The sequence below is a fragment of the Bifidobacterium pullorum subsp. gallinarum genome (genome assembly GCF_000741215.1).
GTDB classification, from domain to species: domain Bacteria; phylum Actinomycetota; class Actinomycetes; order Actinomycetales; family Bifidobacteriaceae; genus Bifidobacterium; species Bifidobacterium pullorum_B.
This window is the reverse complement of the sequence record NZ_JGYX01000001.1, coordinates 519,540-543,775: the sequence shown is the minus strand read 5'-3', so window position 1 is coordinate 543,775 and position 24,236 is coordinate 519,540. Positions and strand designations below refer to the sequence as shown.

Annotated in this window: 15 protein-coding genes; 3 read left to right on the top strand and 12 right to left on the bottom strand. The window is 63.5% G+C overall.

From position 1 onward, the window contains the following. On the top strand, positions 1-687 hold a 687-nt coding region (locus tag BIGA_RS02245), incomplete at its 5' end, for an IS256 family transposase (protein ID WP_034259579.1). Between the two features lie 342 nt (positions 688-1,029). Here the strand turns inward: BIGA_RS02245 and BIGA_RS09450 are convergent. From BIGA_RS09450 to BIGA_RS09840, 3 genes are all read right to left on the bottom strand, one after another. After that, complete coding sequence (locus BIGA_RS09450) at positions 1,030-1,746, bottom strand: hypothetical protein (RefSeq protein ID WP_152596061.1); 717 nt, start codon at positions 1,744-1,746, stop codon at positions 1,030-1,032. Then, positions 1,739-3,238 carry an AAA family ATPase gene (locus BIGA_RS02240; protein ID WP_033507961.1) on the bottom strand — a complete coding sequence of 500 codons (1,500 nt, stop codon included), beginning with the start codon at positions 3,236-3,238 and terminating at the stop codon, positions 1,739-1,741. The genes BIGA_RS09450 and BIGA_RS02240 overlap by 8 nt, the downstream gene beginning before the upstream one ends. A 163-nt stretch (positions 3,239-3,401) precedes the next feature. Further along, the gene (locus tag BIGA_RS09840; protein ID WP_033507962.1) at positions 3,402-3,632 is read right to left on the bottom strand and encodes a hypothetical protein; all 231 of its coding nucleotides are present in this window, start codon (positions 3,630-3,632) and stop codon (positions 3,402-3,404) included. A 511-nt stretch (positions 3,633-4,143) separates the two neighbouring features. Here BIGA_RS09840 and BIGA_RS09835 point away from each other — a divergent pair. Then, positions 4,144-4,686, top strand: a complete 543-nt coding sequence (locus BIGA_RS09835; protein WP_237744021.1) for a hypothetical protein — start codon at positions 4,144-4,146, stop codon at positions 4,684-4,686. A 79-nt stretch (positions 4,687-4,765) separates the two neighbouring features. On the opposite strand, the gene BIGA_RS02230 is transcribed toward BIGA_RS09835, so the two are convergent. The 3 genes from BIGA_RS02230 to BIGA_RS02220 form a co-directional block, all read right to left on the bottom strand. After that, entirely contained in the window at positions 4,766-7,222 is a 2,457-nt protein-coding gene (locus tag BIGA_RS02230) for an elongation factor G (RefSeq protein ID WP_033506765.1), read from the bottom strand. A gap of 184 nt (positions 7,223-7,406) precedes the next feature. Then, positions 7,407-10,736 (bottom strand): mupirocin-resistant isoleucine--tRNA ligase, encoded by a 3,330-nt coding sequence (gene ileS, locus BIGA_RS02225; protein WP_033506763.1) that lies wholly within the window; start codon positions 10,734-10,736, stop codon positions 7,407-7,409. Between the two features lie 524 nt (positions 10,737-11,260). After that, positions 11,261-13,495, bottom strand: a complete 2,235-nt coding sequence (locus BIGA_RS02220) for an exo-alpha-(1->6)-L-arabinopyranosidase (RefSeq protein ID WP_033506761.1) — start codon at positions 13,493-13,495, stop codon at positions 11,261-11,263. Between the two features lie 278 nt (positions 13,496-13,773). Here BIGA_RS02220 and BIGA_RS02215 point away from each other — a divergent pair, with 278 nt between their 5' ends. Further along, positions 13,774-14,361 (top strand): TetR/AcrR family transcriptional regulator, encoded by a 588-nt coding sequence (locus BIGA_RS02215; protein WP_033506759.1) that lies wholly within the window; start codon positions 13,774-13,776, stop codon positions 14,359-14,361. A 398-nt stretch (positions 14,362-14,759) separates the two neighbouring features. Here the strand turns inward: BIGA_RS02215 and BIGA_RS02210 are convergent, their stop codons facing one another. The 6 genes from BIGA_RS02210 to BIGA_RS02185 all read right to left on the bottom strand — a co-directional run bounded on the left by BIGA_RS02210 (position 14,760) and on the right by BIGA_RS02185 (position 24,212). Beyond that, positions 14,760-15,776, bottom strand: a complete 1,017-nt coding sequence (locus BIGA_RS02210) for a LacI family DNA-binding transcriptional regulator (protein WP_033506757.1) — start codon at positions 15,774-15,776, stop codon at positions 14,760-14,762. A 201-nt stretch (positions 15,777-15,977) separates the two neighbouring features. After that, complete coding sequence (locus tag BIGA_RS02205; protein WP_033506827.1) at positions 15,978-17,996, bottom strand: ABC transporter ATP-binding protein; 2,019 nt, start codon at positions 17,994-17,996, stop codon at positions 15,978-15,980. 59 nt (positions 17,997-18,055) lie between these two features. Then, a complete protein-coding gene (locus tag BIGA_RS02200; RefSeq protein WP_033506755.1) occupies positions 18,056-19,882 on the bottom strand; it encodes an ABC transporter ATP-binding protein in 1,827 nt (608 codons plus the stop codon). After that, a complete protein-coding gene (locus BIGA_RS02195) occupies positions 19,879-20,484 on the bottom strand; it encodes a MarR family winged helix-turn-helix transcriptional regulator (protein ID WP_051912124.1) in 606 nt (201 codons plus the stop codon). The genes BIGA_RS02200 and BIGA_RS02195 overlap by 4 nt, the downstream gene beginning before the upstream one ends. Before the next feature lie 317 nt (positions 20,485-20,801). Then, entirely contained in the window at positions 20,802-21,863 is a 1,062-nt protein-coding gene (locus BIGA_RS02190; protein ID WP_394295735.1) for an alpha/beta hydrolase, read from the bottom strand. 15 nt (positions 21,864-21,878) lie between these two features. Next, positions 21,879-24,212, bottom strand: coding sequence for a glycoside hydrolase family 3 N-terminal domain-containing protein (locus tag BIGA_RS02185; protein WP_033506751.1), 2,334 nt, complete (start codon positions 24,210-24,212; stop codon positions 21,879-21,881). Between the last annotated feature and the right edge of the window lie 24 nt (positions 24,213-24,236).

Sequence of the window (24,236 nt, the reverse complement as noted above, 5' to 3'; positions counted from 1 at the left end):
CGCGCCTGGGGCGGGTCGGTCGAGAACGTGAGCGTGCTGGTCGCGATCGGCGTGGACGACACCGGGCATCGTGAGGTGATCGGCGTGACCGAGGGCATGAAGGAGGACAAGGCCAGCTGGGAGCAGTTCATCAGAAGCCTGATCGAACGCGGGCTGAAAGGCGTGCGCCTGGTCGTCGGCGACCGGTGCGCCGGGCTCGTGTCCACCGTGAACGCGATGCTGCCGGACGCCGGATATCAGCGGTGCATGGTCCACTTCATGCGCAACGTGCTCTCCAGGGTCAGCCACAAACACATGGCATGGGCCGCGTCGGCGCTCAAGGCCATATTCGCCATGGAATCCCGGGAATCCGCGTTGGAGAAGGCCGAATGCGTGGCCGCGCAGATGGAATCCACGGGATTGAAGGCCGCGGCCTCATGCCTCAGGGAGGGCGTCGGCGAGGCGACCACCTACCTGCTCGACGAGTATCCCGTCGAGCACCGGCGGCGGATCCGCACGAACAACATGATCGAACGGCTCAACCGGGAGATCCGCCGCAGGACGCGCGTGGTCGGCTCGTTCCCCGACGGCAGGAGCGCGCTCATGCTCGTCTGCGCGCGCATCCGCTACGTCACCGCCAACCAATGGTCCACGCGCCGCTACCTGGACATGTCCCGGCTCGGTGACACCATGCAGTCAACCGACTGAAACCGACCCGGCAACGGGCCAGACCGCTTTTGCGCAAGACTTCGGGCACAACCGAAACCCTTGACAATGTATAGGAGCATCAAAACACAGTCGGATACCCAGATTACTCGACCACCTGCTTCGTGGACATCGGCGTGGAGAATACAGCTCCACCGCCCGCTCACGCTCCTCACGGCTGAACACCATGACATTCCTCTTGTTCAGTCTCCAAGAAAACGTCCGCAGCCCCCAATCAAGTCGAAGTCGAGTATTGTACAAACAAAGTGGTGTAAACCGCCACACTGTACGGGCGGAACAAAACCAGGCTATATCACTCTTAATTATCTATCGTTGCATTATATTTTAATCTTCTTCCAACATTTCCATTACAGACTGCAATTGCAGTTCTGTGATGAAACATATTGATCGATAAAGGTAGCCTGTCAAATGTCTCGTTGCTTTCGGCTTGAAAGCCGATATTTCCGTTTCATCAAGGCTGTCCATTAGTTCATCGTTGGGGCCGGACAAGCTTTGGAACGCTCGGAATCTTTTTTGTTGTTCCGATGACTCGGCAGTGCTGGCGTATTCGGAGTTCTTTGCTGCAGAACAAACGACATATGCATCCATTTGCGCGTATCCTGTCGGCAGGCAGGCCCTACCTATCACGTGCATGAGTATTGCAGTGTCGTAGAGTTTGTAGGTAATGTCCGACTGAATGCTTTCTTTCAGTTGTAACCGTTCGGAACCATTTCGTCTGAAAATAGCACGATTTTTAAACTCAAGAAATACATATCTCTTCTTTATAGTTCTGTCGCTGGGTGGGACAAGTCCGTCCAACGTGGAAGGAACATGTGAAAACGGTGTTGCATCCTTTGACGTCTCAGCTACGGACTGTTCCCGCAGCTGTCGTCGATATGTTCTTACAAATGCTTTAGAATATGCGTCGAAGTCTATGGCCTCATGCTCTTCGTCCGATACGAAATAGGTGTTGTCAGCGTCGCTTTTGCTGAGTTCACGTAACGTCTTACGTGGATATTTTTCAAGTGAAGGCATACCGCTATTGCTGTTGTTCCTAGTCATTGTGAAGCATTTCCTTGAATACGGCCCTGTCGATTTCCCTCAGCGGACGAGACATGGAAGCATACAATTCGCCGATGCCGGAATCAGTCACCTCGCGGAAGCTGTTAGACCCGTCTTCGTTGGCGTCGGCGGTGTAATACCGCAACTGGTCAGAATAATCCTCGATTCCGGAGTATCCCGCCAATGCCTTGAGGAAAAATGGGCTATGCGTGGTGACAATCACTCTGATTCCCATACGTTTAGCGATGAGAACCAATGCATGAGCATACGTGATTTGCCATTCCGGGTGTAGGTGAATTTCCGGTTCATCCAACACTAGAATATCACTTTCGTGAACCACCAGATGTTCAACTAGAAAACGCAACAGCAACATGGCCTTGGAACCCATTGAGGCATTGGCCATGTTTATCGGCTCAGAAAGCTGTTCTCGAATCATAACCATGCCGTGCGTTCCTAGTTTGCTTTGTCCGATGAAACTCTCCTGTAGGAGTTCGATAATTTGCTGCATATCTTCAGTGGCGAGAATGGATTCACTTAGATTCTCGGCCGGATTTTCAGCCTCGTGCCGGAGCGCAGACCAAGCGGCGCTAATGAGTTCTTGCCGATACGACGCTGAATAGCTTCGGTAATCTTGTTGTGTTATATTTCTGCGAAAAGACATCCGATAATATCGACTTCGACGATAGTCAAATGATTCAATGATGTTTGGATCGTCGACGATTAGCACTTTACGCAATTCGTCAGAGGCGTTCGATATAGAAATACAACTGTCTCCTTGAAATGTTGCTTCGCGATCCTGTTCGCCACATGCCTGTCGTTGCTCTGCTAGACGTATGAATGTCTTGTCTTTGACATCTGGGATTCTGCTGGCGATTTGATCATCAAACACCGTTCTAAAAGTGCGCTCTGTAAGAGTTGCACCTTTAGTGCGAACATCGATAGTAATTAATCGCAATATTGCCTGCCGGCACTGTTGTGCATTCTCCGTAGAGGAAAGCAGCCAAGATGTCATCGTTATGACGGCACGTGCCGTTAAAGTTTCTGTGTCCTCTTCTGGTTCTTCCACATCTTCCGATGTGGAGGGGAAGAGTTTATCGGCAATGTCATCATTGGGAATTATGTTGTCCGATTGCGCGTCGTCTTCCAACAAAAATTCGGAATAATGGTCACAAATGATGTTGATATTGTGAATTAAGTCAGATTCATCTTGGATTTGTGATGAAACTTGCACCAAACCCCGTGCGATGATGGTGCATGCATCCCAGCTCGCCCAGCTCGCGCGTGGCAACGCACGCCTTATAGTTCGCACAATCGAATCCTGCATGTCGATGCGGATTTTTTCAGCAAAATTCTCAAAACTGTTCAGCAACGCGAAAGCAGCCTTGCCAATGGTGCTTTTGCCGGTATCATTACGGGCGGCGATTACCGTGATGCCGTCGATTGTGATATCGGCATCCCGAATCTTACCTAGGTTGTGAATCGTCAGCTGCATAATGTCAGTCTAGCCTTTTCTCGGAAATTCCGCGTACCGTCGACGTGCCTCACGTTTTTTGAGCGCGAAATGTGTAGTGGTGCCTCATCGGGAATAAGCGCGAAACCGGGTCGGTCTGTTTGGCTGGTCTCATGGAAGACAGGATCGGCATGGCGACGAAGCATCAGATCACCCTGCGGTTCAGGGACGAGTACGCGAAGGCATCGAAGAAGGACAAGGGCGTCATCCTCGACCGCATGTGCGAGACGCTGGGCATAGACAGAAGCACCGCCAGACGCAGGCTCGCCGCGGCCTCGCGCGAGGGATCCGCCGAACGACGGCGGGCCGAGCGTCCGTGCCGGTATTCGAACAGGTCGAGGGAGCTGCTGCGGGAGGTGTGGATGTTGATGGACATGCCGTGCGGCAAGTATCTGAAGGCGATGCTGCCGCAGTGGCTGCCCGTGCTGCGCGCGTGCGGGGAGCTCGACGACTATGACGGGCCGTGTTCGACGAGCTCATGGCGACGGGTGCGGCCACGGTCGACCGGTACCTCAGACCGGTGCGCGACGCGGCCCGGCCCAGGGGATTGGCGTCCACGCGGCCGGCAGGCGAGCCGCTGCGCAACTCGATCACGATCAGGAAGGCGTCCGACGAGCTGGACGGGCTTCCCGGCGACGTGGAGGCCGACACCGTCGCCCACTGTGGTCCCAGCCTCAGGGGCGAGTTCTGCCGCACTTTGACCGTGGTCGACTTCGCGACCGGGTGGACCGAGAACGCGTCCGCCCGCAACAACGCGTACCGCAACCTCTCCCTGGCCGAGGCCGTGATCGAGGAGCGTCTCCCGTTCCGTATCCGCTCCCACGGACGGCGACAACGGCAGCGAGTTCATCAACGCGGACTTCATCGCCCACCTCCAGGCCATCGACGTGGAGCAGACCAGGAGCCGGCCGTACCGGAAGAACGACCAGGCCACCGCCGAATCCAGGAACAACCACGTCGTCAGACGCCACGCGTTCTATTACCGGTACGAGCCGCCCGAGCTCGACCTGCTGAACGAGCTGTGGGAGCTCGTCTCGATCAAGATGAACCTGTTCACCCCATCCAAGAAGCCCATCGGCAGATCCTGCACGCGCGACGGCAGGCCGCGGCGCGTCTACGACCGGCCCGCGACCCCGTGGGAGAGGCTCAAACGGCTCGACGAACGGGACCGCGCCGACGGCGGCGCCGGGTTCATCCTGCCCGGCCGGCGCGAACGGATCGAGACGATCCTCGCCGAAACCAACCCGGCCGAGCTCGTCCGACGAGTCCACGCCATCCAGGACCAACTCGAGGACATGGCACTGCCCCGCACACGCCGGCTCGAGAAAAGACTCGGCCCCGACATGGCATACTTGGACAGGACACTCGCCCGCATCACGGGCGTCCAACCGGAAGACCACAACAACGACACACCAGCCGACACCGACTAGGATCTCGCGCCCACTTTTGGTGAGGCACCAGCCACAGTTTCGCGCTCACTTTCAAACGAGGCACCTCGCGCCTCACTATCTACCCCACATACTCCACATGCGCGAACTCCGGCACCTTGTACCACTTGACCGGGTAGCCGGCGCCGTGGGCGCAGAACACCGAATCGGGCGTATTCTCCAGGTCCGCCTCCGGATCATAGTGCGCCTCTCGCACCACGCGCTCCTCGTCATGGCACGGGCGGTAGCCGGCGAACGTGCAGCTCAGCCGCCCTCGACCATGCGTGTACGCGTTCACGTCCATCGCGTAGTCGCGCATCTCGGAGACCGGGCACTCCCCCGTCAGCACGGCGTAGTCGGCATCCGTCGCGGAACCGGTAGACGCAGCCGCGCCAGAACCGAAACCAGCGCCCGCATCGTCTCCCATCTCGAAGGTACCCGCCAGGCGCTGAATATCGGACATCGCCCGTCCGACCATATCCTGCGGCACCTCCAATCGGAACCGGTACCACGGTTCCAGCACACGGCAATACCCGTATCGGCCGGCGTGTCCAGTCGTCACAGCGCCGCCGTCGCTATCCGAACCACGATCACCCGACTGTACACCGCCCGACATCGCTTCCTTCACGAACTCAGCATCGGTCTGTCCTTCCGCCGCCGACGGTCGCCCCGAAACGCCCGCGCGCAGCTCCATCAGCCCCTGCCGTACGGCCCGGTATGTGGCCTGCCGGAAATCGCCGCCCTCCGTATGCTTCAAGTGCGCGCGACCAGCCACCAGCGTCAGCTTGACATCGGTCAGGAGTGCGCCGATCAGCACGCCCAAGTGCTCGCGCTCCCCCAGATGCGTCATGATCAGCCGCTGCCAATTGCGGTCCAGCACGTTCTCGCTCACCGCGGTCGCAATCTGTACGCCGCTGCCCGGCGCGCCCGGCTCCAGCCGGATATGCGCCTCGGCATAATGCCGTAGCGGTTCGAAATGGCCGACCCCCTCAATCGGTGCCGTGATCGTCTCCCGATACAGGATGCCGCCCGGGCCGAACACCACGTCCAGACCGAATCGATCATGCAATTCCTGCTGGATGATCTCCAACTGCACGGCGCCCATCAGCTGCACATGCACCTCACGCAGCCGCTCCTGCCAGACCACATGCAGCAGGGGATCCTCGTCCTCCAGTTCGCGCAGCGCGGTGATGACCTTGTGCAGGGTCAGGTCGTCGAATGCCGGCGCGAGCGGCACTGCGGCCTCCGCGTCGGATTCGGCGTTCTTCGATTGCTCGCCATCAGATTCGGTTCCCTGTTCCGGCTCCGACGCAACTGCCGCGGCCGTGCGCGCAGCGGCGGCGCGTTCGGCGAGCGCGTCCAGGTCGGTGTCCGGAGGGAGCACGGTGTAGGTGAGCACCGGCTGGATGCTGGGCGATTCCGCATCGGGTTCCATACCGAGGCCTTCACCTGGGAAGGTGTGGGTCAGGCCGGTGACGGCACAGACACTGCCGGCGGGGATGTCGGTGGCGATGTCGAATTTGGCGCCGTTATAGACGCGGACCTGATCGGCCTTCTCCTGCCAGACGGATTGCGGGGCCGTTCCCCCATCCGGCTGCGAGGGGACTCCGCCCGACGGAACGGACGAGTCGCGAGCGTTGGTGAGCAGAGCCTTGGCCTTGAGCGTGCCGCCGGTGACTTTGAGCCAGGTGAGGCGATTGTGCTGGGCGTCATGGGAGATCTTGTAGATGCGCGCGCCGAACTCCGCAGGCCACTGCGGCTCACGCACGTAGGTCTCCAATCCGGTCATGAACTCGTCCACACCGTCGAGCTTCAACGCCGAGCCGAAGTAGACGGGGAACAGCTTGCGCTCGGCGATCATGGTCCGCAGCCGCGTCAGCGTGATGCCGCCGGTTTCCAGATACTCGTCCATCGCCGATTCATCGAGCGTGGCAACATTCTCGACATCTTCCGCGTGCCGCCACTGGGCGGCCTCGATGAGCGGCACCGAATGAGCCGCGTCGGCATCCGTACGACAGGCATCGGCACCAATACCGGTGCCGGAGTCGGGACCAAAGGCCGAGGCAGGCGCCGGCAGCTCGTAGATGGCGTCGGACAGGCGACGGCGCAAATCGGCGAGCGCCGCGGCTCTATCGGCGCCGGCGGCATCCATCTTGTTGACGAAGATGAAGGTGGGTATCTGGTATCGGGCGAGCAGTCGCCACAGGGTTTCGGTGTGGCCCTGCACGCCGTCGGTGCCGGAGACCACGAGAATCGCGTAGTCGAGCACACGCAGCACACGTTCGGTTTCGGCGGCGAAGTCCACGTGGCCGGGTGTGTCCAGCAAAGTGAGGTCCAGATTGCCGCAGCGCACGGATGCCTGGTGGGCATGGATGGTGATGCCGCGTTGTTTCTCCAGCGATTCGGTGTCGAGGAAGGCGTCGCCGTGGTCCACGCGACCGAGTTTGCGGATGCGTCCGGAGCGGTACAGCAGCGCTTCGGATAACGTGGTCTTGCCCGCGTCCACATGCGCCAGGATACCCGCCACGATATGCGTCATACCATTCACTCCAATCCCTTGTCACCGCATCATATCCAGATTACCGGTTCCGTCGTTGACCAATTGAAGGACAAGATCTCCCACCAGTGCGGGTATGGGAAAGTCCCCGATGATTTCGGGGACTTTCCCGGTCGATAACCTGCGTTCAGCAGCCGGTTGAGACGCCTATGCGCCCGGTCCTGTGTCAGGCCTTGGCGACCTCGATGCCGAGGTCGGCGGCGGTATCGCTGGCCGTGATCTCCAGCGTGGTGGCCAGGGTCTCGCCGGCGATCAGGTCGCGGAACTGTTCGGCCTTCGGGGCGTCGGCGGCCGGCACCGTGAGCGTGAGCACGATGCGGTCGGCGATGTCGAGTCCGGCCTCCTTGCGGGCGTCCTGCACGGAGCGGATCGCGTCGCGGGCGTAGCCTTCGGCGATCAGGTCGTCGTTCAGCGTGGTGTCGAGGATCACGAAGCCGCCGGTCGGCAACGCCGCGGACACGATGCTGTCGGCATCGGACGGGTTCGCCTCCTCCACGCGGTTGATCAGCTCATACTCGCCCTCCTCCAGCGCGATCTCGCCGGACGGGATCTCCACCACCGGCGCACCGGCGGCGTCCACATGCCAGGCACCGGACTTGGAGGCCTTGATGGCGAACTGGACGTCCTTGCGCAGACGCTTGCCGGCCACGCGGGCGTTGACGCGCAGCTCGTTGATGATCCGCAACCCGTGCTCGGCGGCCTCATCCAGCGTGCACAGTTCCACGGCCTTGATGTTGAGCTCGGACTTCAGGATGTCCGCATAGGCGCGCACCGCATCCGGGTTCTCGGTGACCACAGTCATGCGGGCCAACGGCTGACGCACGCGGATCTGCTCCGCCTTGCGCAGCGAGAGCGCGGCGGACACCACCTCACGCACCTTCTCCATTGCATCCACCAGCGCCGGGTCATCCACCAGCACACGGCCCAGTTCGGTCGCCTCTCCGGTCGCGGCGTCCGCCAGCGCCGGCCAATCGGCCAGATGCACGGATTCGCCGCCGGTCAGGCCGCGCCACACGGCCTCGGCCTCCATCGGGGCGAGCGGTGCGAGCACACGCATGAACGTCTCCAACGCGGTGTACAGCGTGTTGAACGCGTTCTCGTCCTCGTTCCAGAACCGGTCGCGGGTGTTGCGGATGTACCAGTTGGTCAGCAGGTCGATGTAATCGGTCACCGCGTCGCATGCGTCGGAGATCGCGAACTCGTCGAGGGACTTGGTCGCAGACTCCACCAGGCGGCGGGTGCGGGCCAGCAGGTAGCGGTCCATCTCGGGCAGCGCGGCCACCTCGTCGGCGCGCAGCAGGCGCGCGTCATACCCGGCACCGCCGTTCGCGGCGTTCGCATACAGCGTGAAGAAATAGTACGAGCTCCACACCGGCAGCATGACCTGACGCACCGTATCACGGATGCCATCGGCGGTCACGATGAGGTTGCCGCCGCGCAGGATCGGCGAACTCATCAGGAACCAACGCATCGCATCGGAGCCGTACTGGTCGAACACGCCGTTGACGTCCGGGTAGTTGCGCAGGTGCTTCGACATCTTCTGGCCGTCGGAGCCGAGCACGATGCCGTGGCAGATCACGTTCTTGTACGCCGGCTTGTCGAACAGCGCGGTGGCCATGATGTGCAGGGTGTAGAACCAGCCGCGGGTCTGGCCGATGTACTCCACGATGTAGTCGCACGGGAAGTGCTGCTCGAAGAACTCCTTGTTCTCGAACGGATAGTGGAACTGCGCGAACGGCATCGAACCGGATTCGAACCAGCAGTCGAGCACGTCGGTGATGCGGCGCATCGTGGACTTGCCGGTCGGGTCGTCCGGGTTCGGACGGGTCAGGTTGTCGATCCACGGGCGGTGCATGTTGACCTCGCCCTTGTCGTCGCGCGGGTAGTCGCCGAAGTCGGCCTTGAGCTCCTCCAGCGAGCCGTAGACGTCCACGCGCGGATGGGCCGGGTCGTCGGAGACCCACACCGGGATCGGCGAGCCCCAGAAACGGTTGCGGGAGATCGACCAGTCGCGGGCGTTGGCCAGCCACTTGCCGAACTGGCCGTCCTTGACGTTGTCCGGGATCCAGTTGATCTGCTGGTTGAGTTCAAGCAGACGGTCCTTGATCTTGGTGACGGACACGAACCAGCTGGAGACCGGCTTGTAGATCAACGGGGTGGCGCAGCGCCAGCAGTGCGGGTAGGAGTGCACATAGCTCTTCTCCTGGAACAGGATGGCGCGGTGCTCCTCCGGCACGGCGGCCAGCGGGCCGTCGCCGGCGCGCAGGTTGCGCAGGATCGGCAGGTTGGCGTCGAACACGAACATGCCCTCATACTCAGGGCACAGCGACGTGAACGTGCAGCCCGCGTCAAGCACGTCCACGGACGTGATGCCGTGGGCGTTCAGCGTGTTCATATCGTCCTCGCCGTAGGGGGCCTGGTGCACCAGGCCGGTGCCCTCGGTGGTGTCCACGTAGTCGGCGGTGAAGATCTGGTAGGCGTTGGGGCCCGGGGTGCCGCCCTCGGCGAGCGCGTCCTCGCCCGCGAAGTACGGGAAGACCGGCCAGTAGCGCCAGCCGACCATGTCGGCGCCCTTGAGTTCGCGCACAACCTCGTAGCCCTCGCCGAGTTCCTTGGCGTAGGAACCAAGCAGGGCCTTGGCGAAGTAGAACTTCTTGCCGGCGAACTTGCCCTCGACCGGTTTGACCTCCACGTAGTCGATGTCCGCGCCGACCACGATCGCGAAGTTCGTGGGCACGGTCCACGGCGTGGTGGTCCAGAACACGGCGTAGGCGTCGTCCTCGTCCTTCAGCTTGACGGCCACGGACACGGTGGTGTCCTGACGGTCCTGGTACACGTCGGCATCCATGCGCAGCTCGTGCGCGCTCAGCGGCGTCTGGTCCTTCGGGCAGTACGGCAGCACGCGGTAGCCCTGATAGGCCAGACCCTTGTCGTACAACTGCTTGAACGCCCACATCACCGATTCCATGTACGGGATGTTCAGGGTCTTGTAGCCGTGCTCGAAGTCGACCCAGCGGGCCTGACGGTGCACGTAATCCTGCCATTCGTTGGTGTACTTGAGCACGGATGCGCGGCAGGCGTCGTTGAATTTGGCGATGCCCATCTGTTCGATCTGGTCCACCGACTCGATGCCCAGCTCCTTCTGCGCCTCAAGCTCGGCGGGCAGGCCGTGGGTGTCCCAGCCGAAGACGCGGTTGACCTTGCGGCCCTTCATGGTCTGGTAGCGCGGGATCACGTCCTTGGCGTAGCCGGTCAGCAGGTGGCCGTAATGCGGCAGGCCGTTGGCGAACGGCGGGCCGTCGAAGAACACGAACTCGTTCTGGCTGTGGTCGCCGGACGGGTTGCGGTCGATGGACTTCTGGAAGGTATCGTCTTTGTCCCAATAGTCGAGAACGTCGGTCTCCAGCTGCGGGAAGCTCGGGTTCGGAGCGACGTTGACGCTCTGCTCGCCAGCTGCGGCCTTGGGATACACATGGGAATGGGTGGTTTCGCTCACCGTGTCTCTCCTCGTGCAGGTCTGTTCCGTTACTTCTACTGCCACGAGGACGACGGCGATTGGGATCCGGATATGGTCCGGCTTGGGGTCGATGCCCCGCCCGGCCATGTCACCGGCGTCCGCGATCGCCACCGCGGTACCACCTCGCTTGCCGCACCGCCGGATGCCGCGAGGCTCCCCGCCCCGTGCGATCCCGATGCGACCGCTTGCGTCCGGCTGTGTCGGGCCGGTCCCGTCGGTTCTACTGGGAGCGGGGCGCTTGTGGTGCCGCCGCACCGTTCTTCCGATGGCTCCCCGCTGATAACGGATCATCGCCGTGAACGCCGCCCATTGTAGCACCCCGGTGGGAACGGTCCCCACTCCCGTTCCGTCCCCGGCCAACACGCCCGGCCTCACCGGACTCTGACACTTTTGTGACCCTGATACAAGTTCAAAACCTTGATTTTCCAACGTTTTGCGGAATGTGTCAGAGTCACGATGCATCAGAGTCCGTTGAGGCCGGGCGTGTTGCGACCGGAGGGGGATCAGGCCGTGGCCTTGCGATAGGCCTCGGTCAGGTTGGCCGCGACCTGCTCGCCGGCCTCGCCGAGAATCACGCTCAGCGAACGCAACGGCATGCTGCGCAGGAACATGACCATCAGCGCGCTGTCCGGGATGATCGGGCGACCGGCCTCCTTGCCCATGTCGTCGAGCACGTGCTGCAGGATCGGCGCTCCGATCGGATCGTCGAGCCATTCGCCGAAGGTCGACCATTCGTCGAGGTTCATGATCTTGCCGTCGTCGTCGATCTCGACGCCGAGCCGCGAGATGATGTCGCGCGAGGATACGCCGACCTCGACCGTGTAGGTGCCGCCCTCCACATGCCAGTCGTCGAACCGCTCCGACCAGTAGGCGAAGGCGCGGTCGTCCAGCGCGATGGTGACGTTCTTCGACTCGCCGGGTTCGAGCGCGACCTTGGCGAAGCCCTTGAGCTCGTGCACCGGGCGTGCGACCTTGGCCTTCGGCGGGGCCACGTAGACCTGCACGGTTTCGGCGCCGGCCACATCGGAGGTGTTGGTCACGGTCACAGTCACCTCGGCGGTGCGCGGACCGGTCTTGGCCACGGTCGCGTCGTGCACGTCGAACGTGGCGTAGGACAGGCCGTAGCCGAACGGATAGGTGACCTGCTTGCGGAAGGTGTCGTAGTACCGGTATCCGACGAACACGCCCTCGCCGTAATCGACGCGGCCCTCCTCGCCCGGCCAGTTCATGGCGGACGGATCGTCGTTCACATCGTCGATGATGGTCTGCGCGAGTTTGCCGGACGGGGCTTCGTCGCCGAAGATCACGTCGGCGAGCGCCGCGCCGCCGGCCTGTCCCAACAGCCAGGTCTCCAGGATCGCCTTGGCGCGGCCCCGCCACGGCATCGAGACCACGGAACCATTCGACAGCACGACCGCCACGTTCGGGTTCGCGGCGGCCACGGCATCAAGCACCTCGACCTGCTTGGCGGGGATGTCAAGCGTGGTGCGGTCGAAGCCTTCGGACTCGTAGGCGGAGGGCAGGCCGAGGAACAGCAGTACGACGTCGGCCTGCTGGGCGGCCGTCACGGCCTGCTCGGTCAGCGCCGGGTCCTGCGCCGCGTCGTCCAGCGTGAAGCCGGGGGCGAAGTCGGCCGCGACGCCGCGCTCCTCGAGCGCGTCGAGGAAGCTGGTGAGCTTGGTCGGGTTGATCAGCGAGGAGCCGGCGCCCTGGTAGCGCGGCGTGCGGGCGAATTCGCCGATGACGGCGATCTTGGCGCCCTTGGCGACCGGCAGGGTGGCGTCCTCGTTCTTGAGCAGCACCATCGATTCGACGGCGGCCTGGCGGGCGACCTCGTTGTGGGCGTCCACGTCGTACCGGTAGCCGTCCCGGCTCATGGCGGGGCGGGCCTTGGCGACCAGGTCGATCATGCCCTGGGCCATCTCGTCCAGCTGGGTGGCGGGGATGCGCCAGTCCTTGCCTGCGGCCACGATCTGGTCGTCCGTGTTGCTCGGCGGCATCTCCAGGTTCAGACCGGCGTTGAGCGCGGCCACACGGTCGCTGACCGCGCCCCAGTCGGACATGACGATGCCCTTGAAGCCCCATTCGCCGCGCAGCACGTCGGTGAGCAGCCAACGGTTCTGCGAGGAGAACACACCGTTGATCTTGTTGTACGAGCACATGACGGTCCACGGCTGGGCGGTTTTGACGATGTATTCGAAGGCCGGCAGGTAGATCTCGCGCATGGCGCGCGGGGAGATCGTGGCGCTGATGCGCAGACGGTCGGTCTCCTGGTTGTTGGCGGCGAAGTGCTTCAGCGAGGTGCCCACGCCCTTGGACTGCACGCCCTTGACGATGCCGACGGCGGTGTGGCCGGCCAGGTACGGGTCCTCGCTCCAGTATTCGAAGCAGCGGCCGCCGAGCGGGTTGCGCTTGATGTTGACGCCGGGGCCGAGGATGACGGCCACCTGCTCCTGGATGCATTCCTCACCCATCGCTTCGCCGACGCGTTCGACGAGTTCCGGGTTCCACGAGCAGGCCATGCCGGCCGCCGGAGGGAAGCAGGTGGCGGGCACGTTCTCCTCGACATCCATCGATTCGGTGTTCCGGGCCTTGCGCAGGCCGTGCGGACCGTCGGTGATGGTGTAGTTCGGTAGGCCCTTGTCCGCCACATTGCCCAGACTCCACGGGTTGGTGCCGCTGGTCAGCGCGGCCTTCTCCTCAAGGGTCAGGTCGTTCACGGAGGGATAGTCGCTCATCGGTTTCGCTCCTTGCATATCTTCTTCGATCCTGCCGCCGGCGGCGCGATTCCTCACTCGAATTACCAACCGGTCGGTAAAAGTAGTGTATCACCGGTCTCGCCTCACAGGCAACAAGTGCGTGGCGTGGTAATGTCGCAGATAACAGACCATTCGGTCGGTAGAAGGTCGCGGCGCCCATGCCCGAACCCGCCAGCGATGGCGCACCGACCGGACCGGAACACCGGCGGCGGATGCAGCCACCCGCCGGCCGCCACACGCCACACAAGGAGCATCCCATGCCGCATCGAGATCCCGAACGACTGCGCCAGATCGAACGCACCGCGGCCGAACTGTTCGGACGATCCGGATACTACGCCACGTCGCTGCAGTCGCTCGCCGACGCGGTGGGTCTGACCAAGGCAGGACTGCTGCACTACGTCGGCAGCAAGGACAACCTGCTGACCCTGGTCATGCGCGACGTGTACGACGCCGACGCCATGGCCAAGCTCGGCGCGGACGGCAACGACCAACCCGTCGGAACGGTGTCGTTGCCCGGATACCTGCGCGACATCGTGGCCCAGAACGCCGAGCGCCCGCATCTGGTCCGGCTGTTCACGATGCTCAACACCGAAACCCTCAACCCGGACCACCCGGCGCGCCAGTACTTCCAGGACAGGGAGCGGCTGCTGGAGCATCTGGCGGACAACCCCTGTTGGCGGATTCCCGAAGGCGTGGACGTCCACGCTACACTCAACGCGGCGATGATGGCGATGGACGGCATCCAGATCAAATGGCTGCGCGAGCCCGACCGCGACCTGGTGGCGATGTGGAAGCAGATCGAGCCGGCATTGTTCCCCGAAACGATCTGGGGCCCGATCGACTGAGCCGACCTCTCCCGCCACCACTCCCGGATTCCCCTCACCATAACCCTCGACCCCAACACGCCCGGCCTCTGCGGACACTGACACTTTCGTGACCACGATACAAGTTCAAAACCTTGATATTTCAACGTTTTCAAGAATGCATCAGAGTCACGAAGTGTCAGAGTCCGCAGAGGCCGGGCGTGTTGAAGCAATTGTGTCACAGTCCACACAGGCCGGGCGTATCGTGCGCACATCTGGACCCGACTGCCACGCCGAAGGCCCACCGCGTGCACCGCCGTGGAACCGGCATCTGCCACATTGCATGCCATACCCATGACCGCCCTTCACTGACCGCGTCCACCTTGACGCCGAAGCATGGGCACCATCATGGCATATCCCGGATTTGAACACGCCAACCGTCAGCGTGCCTGCGGCGCCACCCCGACCGAGCCGCGCTGCACGAACACCGTGGGGATCCGCCGGTTCTCCGCACGACGTTTCCGCTTGGCACCGATCCTGGCCAGCAGCATCTCCACCCCCTGCCGGCCCATGTCGGCCGTCTGCTGCGAGATGATGGCGACCTGCGGACTCATCAAGCGGAACGCGTCGATATCGTCGAACGACACCACGGACAGGTCCTCCCCCACATCCATGCCGCGGTCGTGGAGCAGGCCGATCAGCGCAATCGCATCCGGCGAGTACGCGCAGAGCATCGCCGTCGCGTCCTCCGCCAACAGCGCCATCAACGCGTCCTTGCGTGAACGGGACGAATTGTCGCAGTCCACAACAACCGCACCATCCTCCCCCAGCAGTTCGCCCGCAATGGCGCGGAACGCCGTCTCACGTTCATTCACGTTGACCGACCCCAGCGAGGAATGCGCCACGAACCCCACACGCCGGTGCCCCAGCTGGCGCAACGTATCCACCGCACTCTCAATGCCCGGATACGGATCCGAAACCACCGACGGCACCGTATCGAGCCCCTCCACGGTACGGTCGACGAACACCAACGGCAGGTCGCGGTCGATGAGCGACCTGATACCCGGGGAATCGGCGCCCTCCGGCACCACGATGGCGCCATCGATGCGCTGGCCAAGCAGCGTGGTGATGAACGCGTCCTGCCGCTGCACATCCTCGGCGGACGTGCCGATCAGCGTGCTGTACCCCTTCTCGTACAGCTGCTCCTCCATCGAGGAAACCAGATCGGCGAAGAACGGGTTGCGGATATCCGGCACCAGCAGACCCACCGTTCTGGACTCGGACAGGCGGATGCCCTGCGCCCTGGAATCCGGCACATAGCCCAACTCGTCCACGGTCTTGCGCACCAGCGCCTTGGTCTCGTCGGAGAAACGCCCCTTGCCATGCAGGATCTGCGAGACGGCCGTAATCGACACCCCCGCTTTTTGGGCCACATCACGTATCGTCGCGAAAGCCATTGGTCCCCTTCCTCATCGTCTACAACAGCTTACCCCCAAAACATCGTACGCATACGGCACTTCCTCAATCGTTTTACCCTACGCGCACATACGGGTGCCGGATACGGCGCGACGTCCGCCGCGGCCACATCCGCATGTGGCTTCGACGGACGTCGCGTTGCCAAGAGCACTGCACCCGGTCCGGCGTGCGGCCGGCCCGGATCAGTCGAGCTCGATGGCGCCGGTGTACAGCTGGTAGTACTCGCCCTTCTTCTCCAGCAGCTCCTCGTGGGTGCCGCGCTCGATGATGCGGCCGTGGTCGAGGACCATGATCACGTCGGAGTTGCGGATGGTGGACAGGCGGTGGGCGATGACGAAGACCGTGCGGCCCTCCATCAGCGCGTCCATGCCGGCCTGCACGACGGCCTCGGTGCGGGTGTCGATCGAGGAGGTGGCCTCGTCCAGGATCAGGCACGGCGGGTTCGCCACGGCGGCGCGGGCGATGGAGATCAGCTGGCGCTGGCCCTGCGACAGGCCGGAGCCGTCGCCCTTGAGCACCGTGTCATACCCCTGCGGCAGCATGCGGATGAAGCTGTCGGCGTTCACCAGCTCGGCCGCCTTGATGCACTCCTCGCGCGTGGCATCCGGGTTGCCGTAGCGGATGTTGTCCATCACGGTGCCGGTGAACAGGTTCACGTCCTGCAGCACGATGCCCAGCGACCGGCGCAGATCCTGCTTGCGGATGCTCTTGACGTTGATGCCGTCGTAGAGGATCTGGCCTTCCTGGATGTCGTAGAAACGGTTGATCAGGTTGGTCACCGTGGTCTTGCCTGCGCCGGTGGCGCCGACGAGCGCGACCTTCTGGCCCGGCTCGGCGAACCAGGTGATGTCGTGCAGGACCGGCTTGTCCGGATCGTAGCCGAAGGTCACGTTGGTGAACCGCACGTCGCCGCGCAGCAGCGTGAGCCTGCCATCGGGCGACGTGACGGCGTTCTCGCGCGCGTCCATCGCGATCTCGTACGCGCGGCCCTTCAGGGTCTTGGCGTAGTTCAGCGAACGGGTGCCGTCGTCGCTGGCCTCGCGCTTCCAGGCCCAGTGGTGGGTCGGCCGCAGCGTCTCGGTCATCGTGCGGCCGTCGGAGGCCAGCTCCACGTTGACCAGGCGCACGGTGCCCTTGTCGCTCTCCGGCGGCTCGTCCATCAGCGCGAAGATGCGGGAGGCGCCGGCCAGGGCCATCATGACCATGTTGAACTGCTGGGAGACCTGGCCGATCGGGTTGGTGAACGAGCGGGAGAGCGTCAGCAGCGAGATCAGCGCGCCGACGGTCAGGTCGCCCGTGCCGGACAGGCCGAAGTTGCCCACGCCGGCCAGCGCCATCGCGCCGCCGACCACGGCCAGCAGGATGTACAGCAGATAGCCCATGTTGTTGACCACCGGCATCGTGATGTTGCCGTAGATGTTGGCCTGGGCGCTGGCATGGAACAGCTCCTCGTTCTTGGCGTCGAACGTGGCGGCGGTGGCCGGCTCGTGGTTGAAGACCTTGATGACCTTCTGCCCGTTGACCGACTCCTCCACGAAGGCGTTGACCTCGCCGAGGGACTGCTGCTGCTTGAGGAAGAAGCGGCCGGAGCGGCCGACGATCACGCGCACGACGCCGAACAGCAGCACGGAGAACGCGAGCACGAACAGCGTGACCGGAACGGACAGCCACAGCATGGAGACCAGTGCGGCGAGCGCGGAGATCGAGGACTGGAACATCTGCGGGAACGACTGGCTGATCGCCTGGCGCAGCGTATCGGTGTCGTTGGTGTAGCGGCTCATGATGTCGCCGTGCTCGTGCGTGTCGAAGTACTTGATCGGCAGCAGCTGCTGGTGGGCGAACATCTCGTCGCGGATCTCCTTGAGCACGCCCTGCTCCACGTTGACCAGGAGCCATTGGGTGAGCCAGGAGCAGAAGGTGCCGACCGCGTACAGGCAGGCCATGGTGGTCAGCACCTGGATCAGCGGGGCCCAGTCGGGGTTGTCGAGACCCACGATCGGCAGGATGTAGTCGTCGATCAGCGACTGCAGGAACAGCGCGGATCCAGCCTGCGCGGCCGCCGACACCAGGATGCAGACCACCACGATGGCGACCTGGATCTTGAATTTGAAGATGTAGCCGAACAGGCGCTTGATGGTGCCCGGCGCCGCCTTGGTGCGTTTGAGCACCGGGCTGCGATCGCTGAATTTCTCTTCAGCCATGCGTTGCACGTCCTTCTTGCTTGCGTTCTTTTCGGTTGCGGTGGAAGCGGTCTGCGTCATCACTGCTCACCCGCCTTGTTCTGGGTCTGCGACTCGTAGATCTCGCGGTATTCGTCGCAGGTCTGGAGCAGTTCCTCATGTGTGCCCCTGGCGATGATGCGGCCGGCGTTCATCACCAGGATCAGGTCGGATTCCTCGACCGACGCCACGCGCTGAGCGATGATGATCTTGGTGGTGTCCGGGATCTCGTGGTGGAAGGCCTCGCGGATCAGCTTGTCGGTCTTGGTGTCGACGGCGCTGGTGGAGTCGTCCAGGATCAGGATCTTCGGCTTCTTCAGCAGGGCGCGGGCGATGCACAGACGCTGGCGCTGACCGCCGGAGACGTTGGTGCCGCCCTGTTCGATGTACGTGTCGTACTTCTTCGGGAACTCCTGGATGAAGCCGTCGGCCTGCGCGAGCTGGCAGGCGTGGCGGATCTCCTCGTCGGTGGCGTCCGGGTTGCCCCAGCGCAGGTTCTCGGCGATGGTGCCGGAGAACAGGATGTTCTTCTGCAGCACCATGGCCACCTGGTCGCGCAGGGACACCAGGTCGTAGTCGCGCACGTCCACGCCGCCGACCTTGAGTGAGCCCTGCGTCACGTCGTACAGTCGCGGCACGAGCTGCACCAGGCTGGACTTGGCGGAACCGGTGCCGCCGACGATGCCGACGGTCATGCCGGATTCGATCTTCAGGTCGATGTCGTCGAGCACGGGCTTCTCGGAGCTGTCGGAGTAGCGGAAGGTCACGTGATCGAATTCGATCGAGCCGTCCTTGACCTCCGTGACCGGGTTCTCATGGTCGCGCACGGTGCTGATCTCGTTGAGCACCTGGCAGATGCGTTCGGCCGAGGCGCGCGAGATGATGACCATGACGAAGATCATGGAGATCATCATCATGCTCATGAGGATCTGCAGCGCGTAGGTGACCAGCGCGGTCATGTCGCCGGTGGTCAGGCCGAGCGCCGGATCGTTGCCGGAGGCCACGATCTGCTGCGCGCCGACCCAGGAGATGACGATGAGGGCCGTGTAGATGCACAGGTTCATGGCCGGGGCGTTGAAGCTCAGGATCTTCTCGGCGCGCACGAAGTTGTTGTAGATCGTCTCGGAGATGCCGCCGAACTTGCGGTCCTCATGCTCTTCGCGGTTGAACGACTTGACCACGCGGATGCCCTGCAGGTTCTCGTCCACCACGTTGTTCAGCTCGTCGTAAGTGTGGAACACACGCTCGAAGATCGGGTGCACGTAGGCGGCCAGGCCGATGAGCACTACGGCCAGGATCGGGATGATCACGAGGAACACCAGCGAGATCTCCTTGCTGATGCGGAACGCGAAGACCCAGGAGACGATCATCATGACGGGGGCGCGCACGGCGGTGCGCACGATCATCATGTAGGCGTTCTGCAGGTTGGTCACGTCGGTGGTGAGCCTGGTGATGATCGAACCGGTGGAGAACCGGTCGATGTTCGTGAAGCTGAAGCCCTGCACCTGTGCGAACAGGTCGTGGCGCAGGTTCTTGGCGAAGCCCGCGGCGCCGATGGCCGCGTACTTTCCGGCCAGGAAGCCGCACACGAGCGAGACGACCGCGCACAGCAGCAGAATCAGGCCGAACTTGAGGATGGCGGGCATGTTGCCGCCGGTGATGCCCTCGTCGATCAGCGTGGCCATCACCGTCGGGATGGCGATCTCCAGGATGCCTTCGACCAGCACGAACGCCGGGGCCAGAAGGCTGGGCTTCTTGTATTCGCGCAGGCTTCTGCCCAGCGTCCGGATGATATGCTTCGGACGCTCCTGCGACTGGTCCACGGCCGGCTGTGACGTCTCGTCGACGGCTGCGGTTGTGGCTGTCATATCGTTTCCGTTCCTTCCTGTGTTGATGATGTCGATGCGGTTGCGGCGGCCCCGGTCCGTCTGCCGGCGGTCTCCTGCGCATCCCCGGGCTCCCCCGGCCTCGCGCATTCCCAGCCGACCATGCCGGTGGCCGCAAGATTGCGTTTCATATGGTCCAGCAAGTCGAGCAGCTGCGATACCTCCGCATTGCTCATCCCGCCCAGCAGCACCTGTTCCATACGCGAGGCGTTGTCCCGCAACGCCTCGGCGATGGCGCGCGCCTTGTCTGTAAGGACGATCTTGCGCAGTCTGGCGTCATAGTCCACCGACCGGCGCTCGATCAGGCCCTTCTTCTCCATCAGACCCAGCACGCGCGATGCGGTGGATCGGGTGATGGAGAAGCGCTGCTCGATGTCGTACTGGAAGATGTCCCGGTCCCGGTGCCGTTCGAGGTACACGATGATATGCGTGTTCCCGCCGGTGGCGATGCGCGCCTCCTGCGGCATCGTGACCGCCAAATACCGGTTGATCATGTTGTGCAGCGAGCGGATCTCGATACTGGGGCGCGTGCGTTCCAGCACCGCGGCCAGCTCAGGGTCGGCCCACTGCCTCAGGGATTCCATCGTCTGCGCTTCACCCCCTTCCTTTCAGTTCACTGTGGTAACCGAACGGTTAGCATATTATGAAGCATATACAACTGTTGCATATACAACATTCGGCGTGTCGCTATCGACGCCATAGTGCCCCTCCGCGTGCCGCCGCCCCGCACCGGTCGATTCACACTTTCGCCCCCTCGGAAAAGTTGTGAATCCGAACCGCACCATACACAACATCCGCGGAACAACCGAATACCGGTATTCCGCGGATGTTGCGCTTGAATCGATCACTAGGCCGATTCACGGTTTTGCGAAGACGAAAACCGTGAATCGTCTTACCCTATTCAGCACCGGTCATAGCTGAAACGACGGATGTCGGCCAGCGTCCGCAGGCTTTCCTCGCGCCAGGTCATGCACACCGGGAAGACGTGCCCCAGGCTGTCGTGCCGGGCGGGCTTCCAATCGTGCAGCTCGAAGTCGGCCCCCTTGCGTGCCAGCGCCGTGGCGAGCGCCAGCGTCTCGGCCTGGATGAAGTCGTCGGCGCTGGTCAGCAGGAACAGCGGCGGCAGATCCACGTTCGCCACGATATCCGGCGCGGTCAGGAAATCCGGATCGGCTGCGTCCAGTCCGACGAAGAACCCCGACCCGAGCGTGGATTCCAGGTTCTTGCGCTCAGTGCCGTAGGCCACGCCCCGCCCGGCGGCCCGCTCCGGCGAGGCCAGGCCGTAGACGCCGCAGACGAGCGCGCCGCCCTTGAACCCGATGCCGGACGCCTGCCCGATGCCGAAGGCCTCGGCCGCGCGCCCGCTGTTCTCGATCGCCAGCGTCAACAGGGCCAGGGCGCCGCCGGCGGAGTCGCCGGTGATGAACACGGCGTTCGGATCGACCGGATAGTCGGCCAGATGCGCCTTCAGCCAGCGCAGGGCGGCCTGGACGTCGGCCAGTTGGCCCTTGAGATCGGTCTGCGGTGCCGGCCGGTAGTTCAGGGAGACGACGGCGAAGCCCTGCTGCGCCAGATGCGTGTTGAAGTTGCGGTTGAGCTCCTTGTATCCGTAGCAGAAGCCGCCGCCGTGGATGTCCACGTACACCGGCGTGACGTTGCTCATGCGCACGGCCGCCTCATGCGGCAGGTAGATGTCGAGCAGATGCCCGCGCACCTGCCCGACCGTGGCATCATACCCGCCGTCCGGCAGGTAGGGGATGTCCGCGACGACATCGACGTCTTCGGGGTCGTGCCACCGTTCGGTGCGCGGATGGTCGTAGCGTATGGTCTCGCAGCGCGAGGTCAGGATCGCGGCGGCCACGGACGGATCGACCCCGTCCAGATCGCCGTCGATCTCGGTCCACCGCTCGGCGTCCTTCAACACCTGCTCGTCGTACTTGCTCAGGTCTCGTTGTATCGTCATCGACATCCCTTTCACTCAGACCACGGTGAACGTGGCGCGCTTGAGGTCCTCGCGGCGGCTCGAATGGCCGATCAGCAGCTCGAACTCGCCGGGCTCCACGATGCGGCGCGCATCCGGATCCACGATCGTGCAGTCGGCCACCGGGATGTCGAACTCGATGGTCGCGCTTTCGCCGGGCTGCAGCTCGACGCGGCGGAACGCCTTGAGCTCGCGGTCGGTCCAGCTGTACGAGGTCACCAGGTCGCCGACGTAGGCCTGCACGACCTCGACGCCCGGACGGTCGCCCGTGTTGGCCAGCGTGACCGAGGCGTGCACGATGCCGTCGGTGGCGAACGGGGTGTCCGCACCATCGATGACGACCTCGCCGTATGCGAAGGTGGTGTAGGACAGGCCCTCGCCGAACGCGAACGCCGGATCCTGCGTGAGGTCGGCGTACCGGTTGCCGTGCTGGCCGCGGATCTGGTTGTAGTACACCGGCAGCTGGCCCGCATGACGCGGGAAGGTGATCGGCAGTCGGCCGCTCGGCTCGGTCTGGCCGAGGATGATCTCGGCGATGGCGCGGCCGCCCTTCATGCCCGGGCTCGGCGCCCACAGCAGCGCGGAGACGCCCTCGGCAGGGGCCATGTCCACAACCACGCCGTTGGTGCCGATCACCGAGGTCGGCAGCACCATCGGCTTGGAGCTCATCAGCACGACGACGAACGGCTTGCCGGTCTCCCGCGCGACGGCGGCAAGCGCATCGATCAGCGCGTTCTGTCCGCCCAGCAGCTCCAACGTGGCGGTCGAGCAGGTTTCGCCGATCATCTGCATGACGTCGCCGACTACGGCCACGATGAGGTCGGAACGCCGCGCGTTCTCGACCGCCTCGTCGAGCAGGGCCTGGTCGAAGGCGGCGGAGACGCCGACCTTCGGCCGGGGCTGGCCGTCGGGGAAGGTCTCGCCCTCCGGGTCGGGGATGAGGTCCACAATGTTCGCGCCGCGGGAGTAGGCGACCTCCCAATCCTCCGGCACGAGCGCCTTGAAGCCGTCGAGCACGGTGTCGATCATCTCACGCGGGTGGCCGTCGGGCATCCAGTCGACCTGACCGGAGTTGCCGGCCCAGTCGCCCAGCTGCATCTGCGCGTCGTCGGCGAGCGGGCCGACGACGGCGATGCGCTTGGGGCCGTCGGCCGCGGACGGTTCGAACGGCAGCGCGCCGTTGTTCTTCAGCAGCGCCACGGATTCGCGGGCCACCTCCAGGTTGATCCGCTGGTGTTCATCGGAACCGATGACGGCCTTGATGCGTTCGGCGTCAGGCAGGCGCGGATCCTCGAACAGGCCGAGGCGGAACTTGAGCGCCAGGATGCGGGAGACGGCATCGTCGATCAGCGCCTCGTCGAGCATGCCGGTACGCACGGCCTCGATCGCACCCTCGTAGAACTGCGGCGTGGTCATGACCAGGTCGTTGCCGGCCTTGACGGCGTCGGCGGCCGCGTGCGTGTAGTCCGGCTTGACGTGCTGCTCCCAGACGGAGCGGCCAACGTTGTCCCAGTCGGTGATCAGCGTGCCCTGGTAGTTCCACTCGCCGCGCAGCTTTTCGCTGAGCAGCCAGTGGTTGAATGTGACGGGCACGCCCTCGATGGATTCGTAGCCGAGCATGAACGTGCCGCAGCCCTCTTTGGCCACGCGTTCGAACGGCGGCAGGAACCAGGATTCGAGCTTGCGGTGCGACAGGTCGGCCTCGGAGGCGTCGCGGCCGCCCTGGGTTTCGGAGTATCCGGCGAAGTGCTTGGCGCAGGCCAGGACCGCATCCTTGGGCAGCGGTTCCCCGGCCTTGGCGCCGCCCTGGTAGCCCTTGACGATGGCGGAGGCCATCTCGCCGATCAGCGTCGGATCCTCGCCGAAGGTTTCGCCGACACGGCCCCAGCGGGTGTCTCGGGCGATGCACAGCACCGGGGAGAACGTCCAGTGCACGCCGGTGGCGGCGACCTCCTCGGCGGTGGCGCGGCCGGCGGCCTGGACCTTCTCGGGATCCCAGCTGACGGCCATGCCGAGCTGTTCGGGGAAGATGGTGGCGCCCGGCCAGAACGAGTAGCCGTGGATGCAGTCGTCGCCGATCAGCACGGGGATATTCAGGCGTGTTTTGGTGTCCACGGCCTCCACCACGCGGGGCAGGTCCTCGGGCCTGGTGTGCAGGACCGAGCCGACATGCTTGTTCACGATGAGCTCGTCGAGGTCGGCGCTGCGGGCGTCCAGCTGCATCATCTGGCCGACCTTCTCCTCCAGGGTCATGCGGCCGAGCAGGTCCGCGATGCGCTCCTCAACGGGCAGGTCGGGGTTCTTGTAGGGCATGGTGGCTTCATCGGCCATGGCTATCGCCTTTCTCCATCGAAT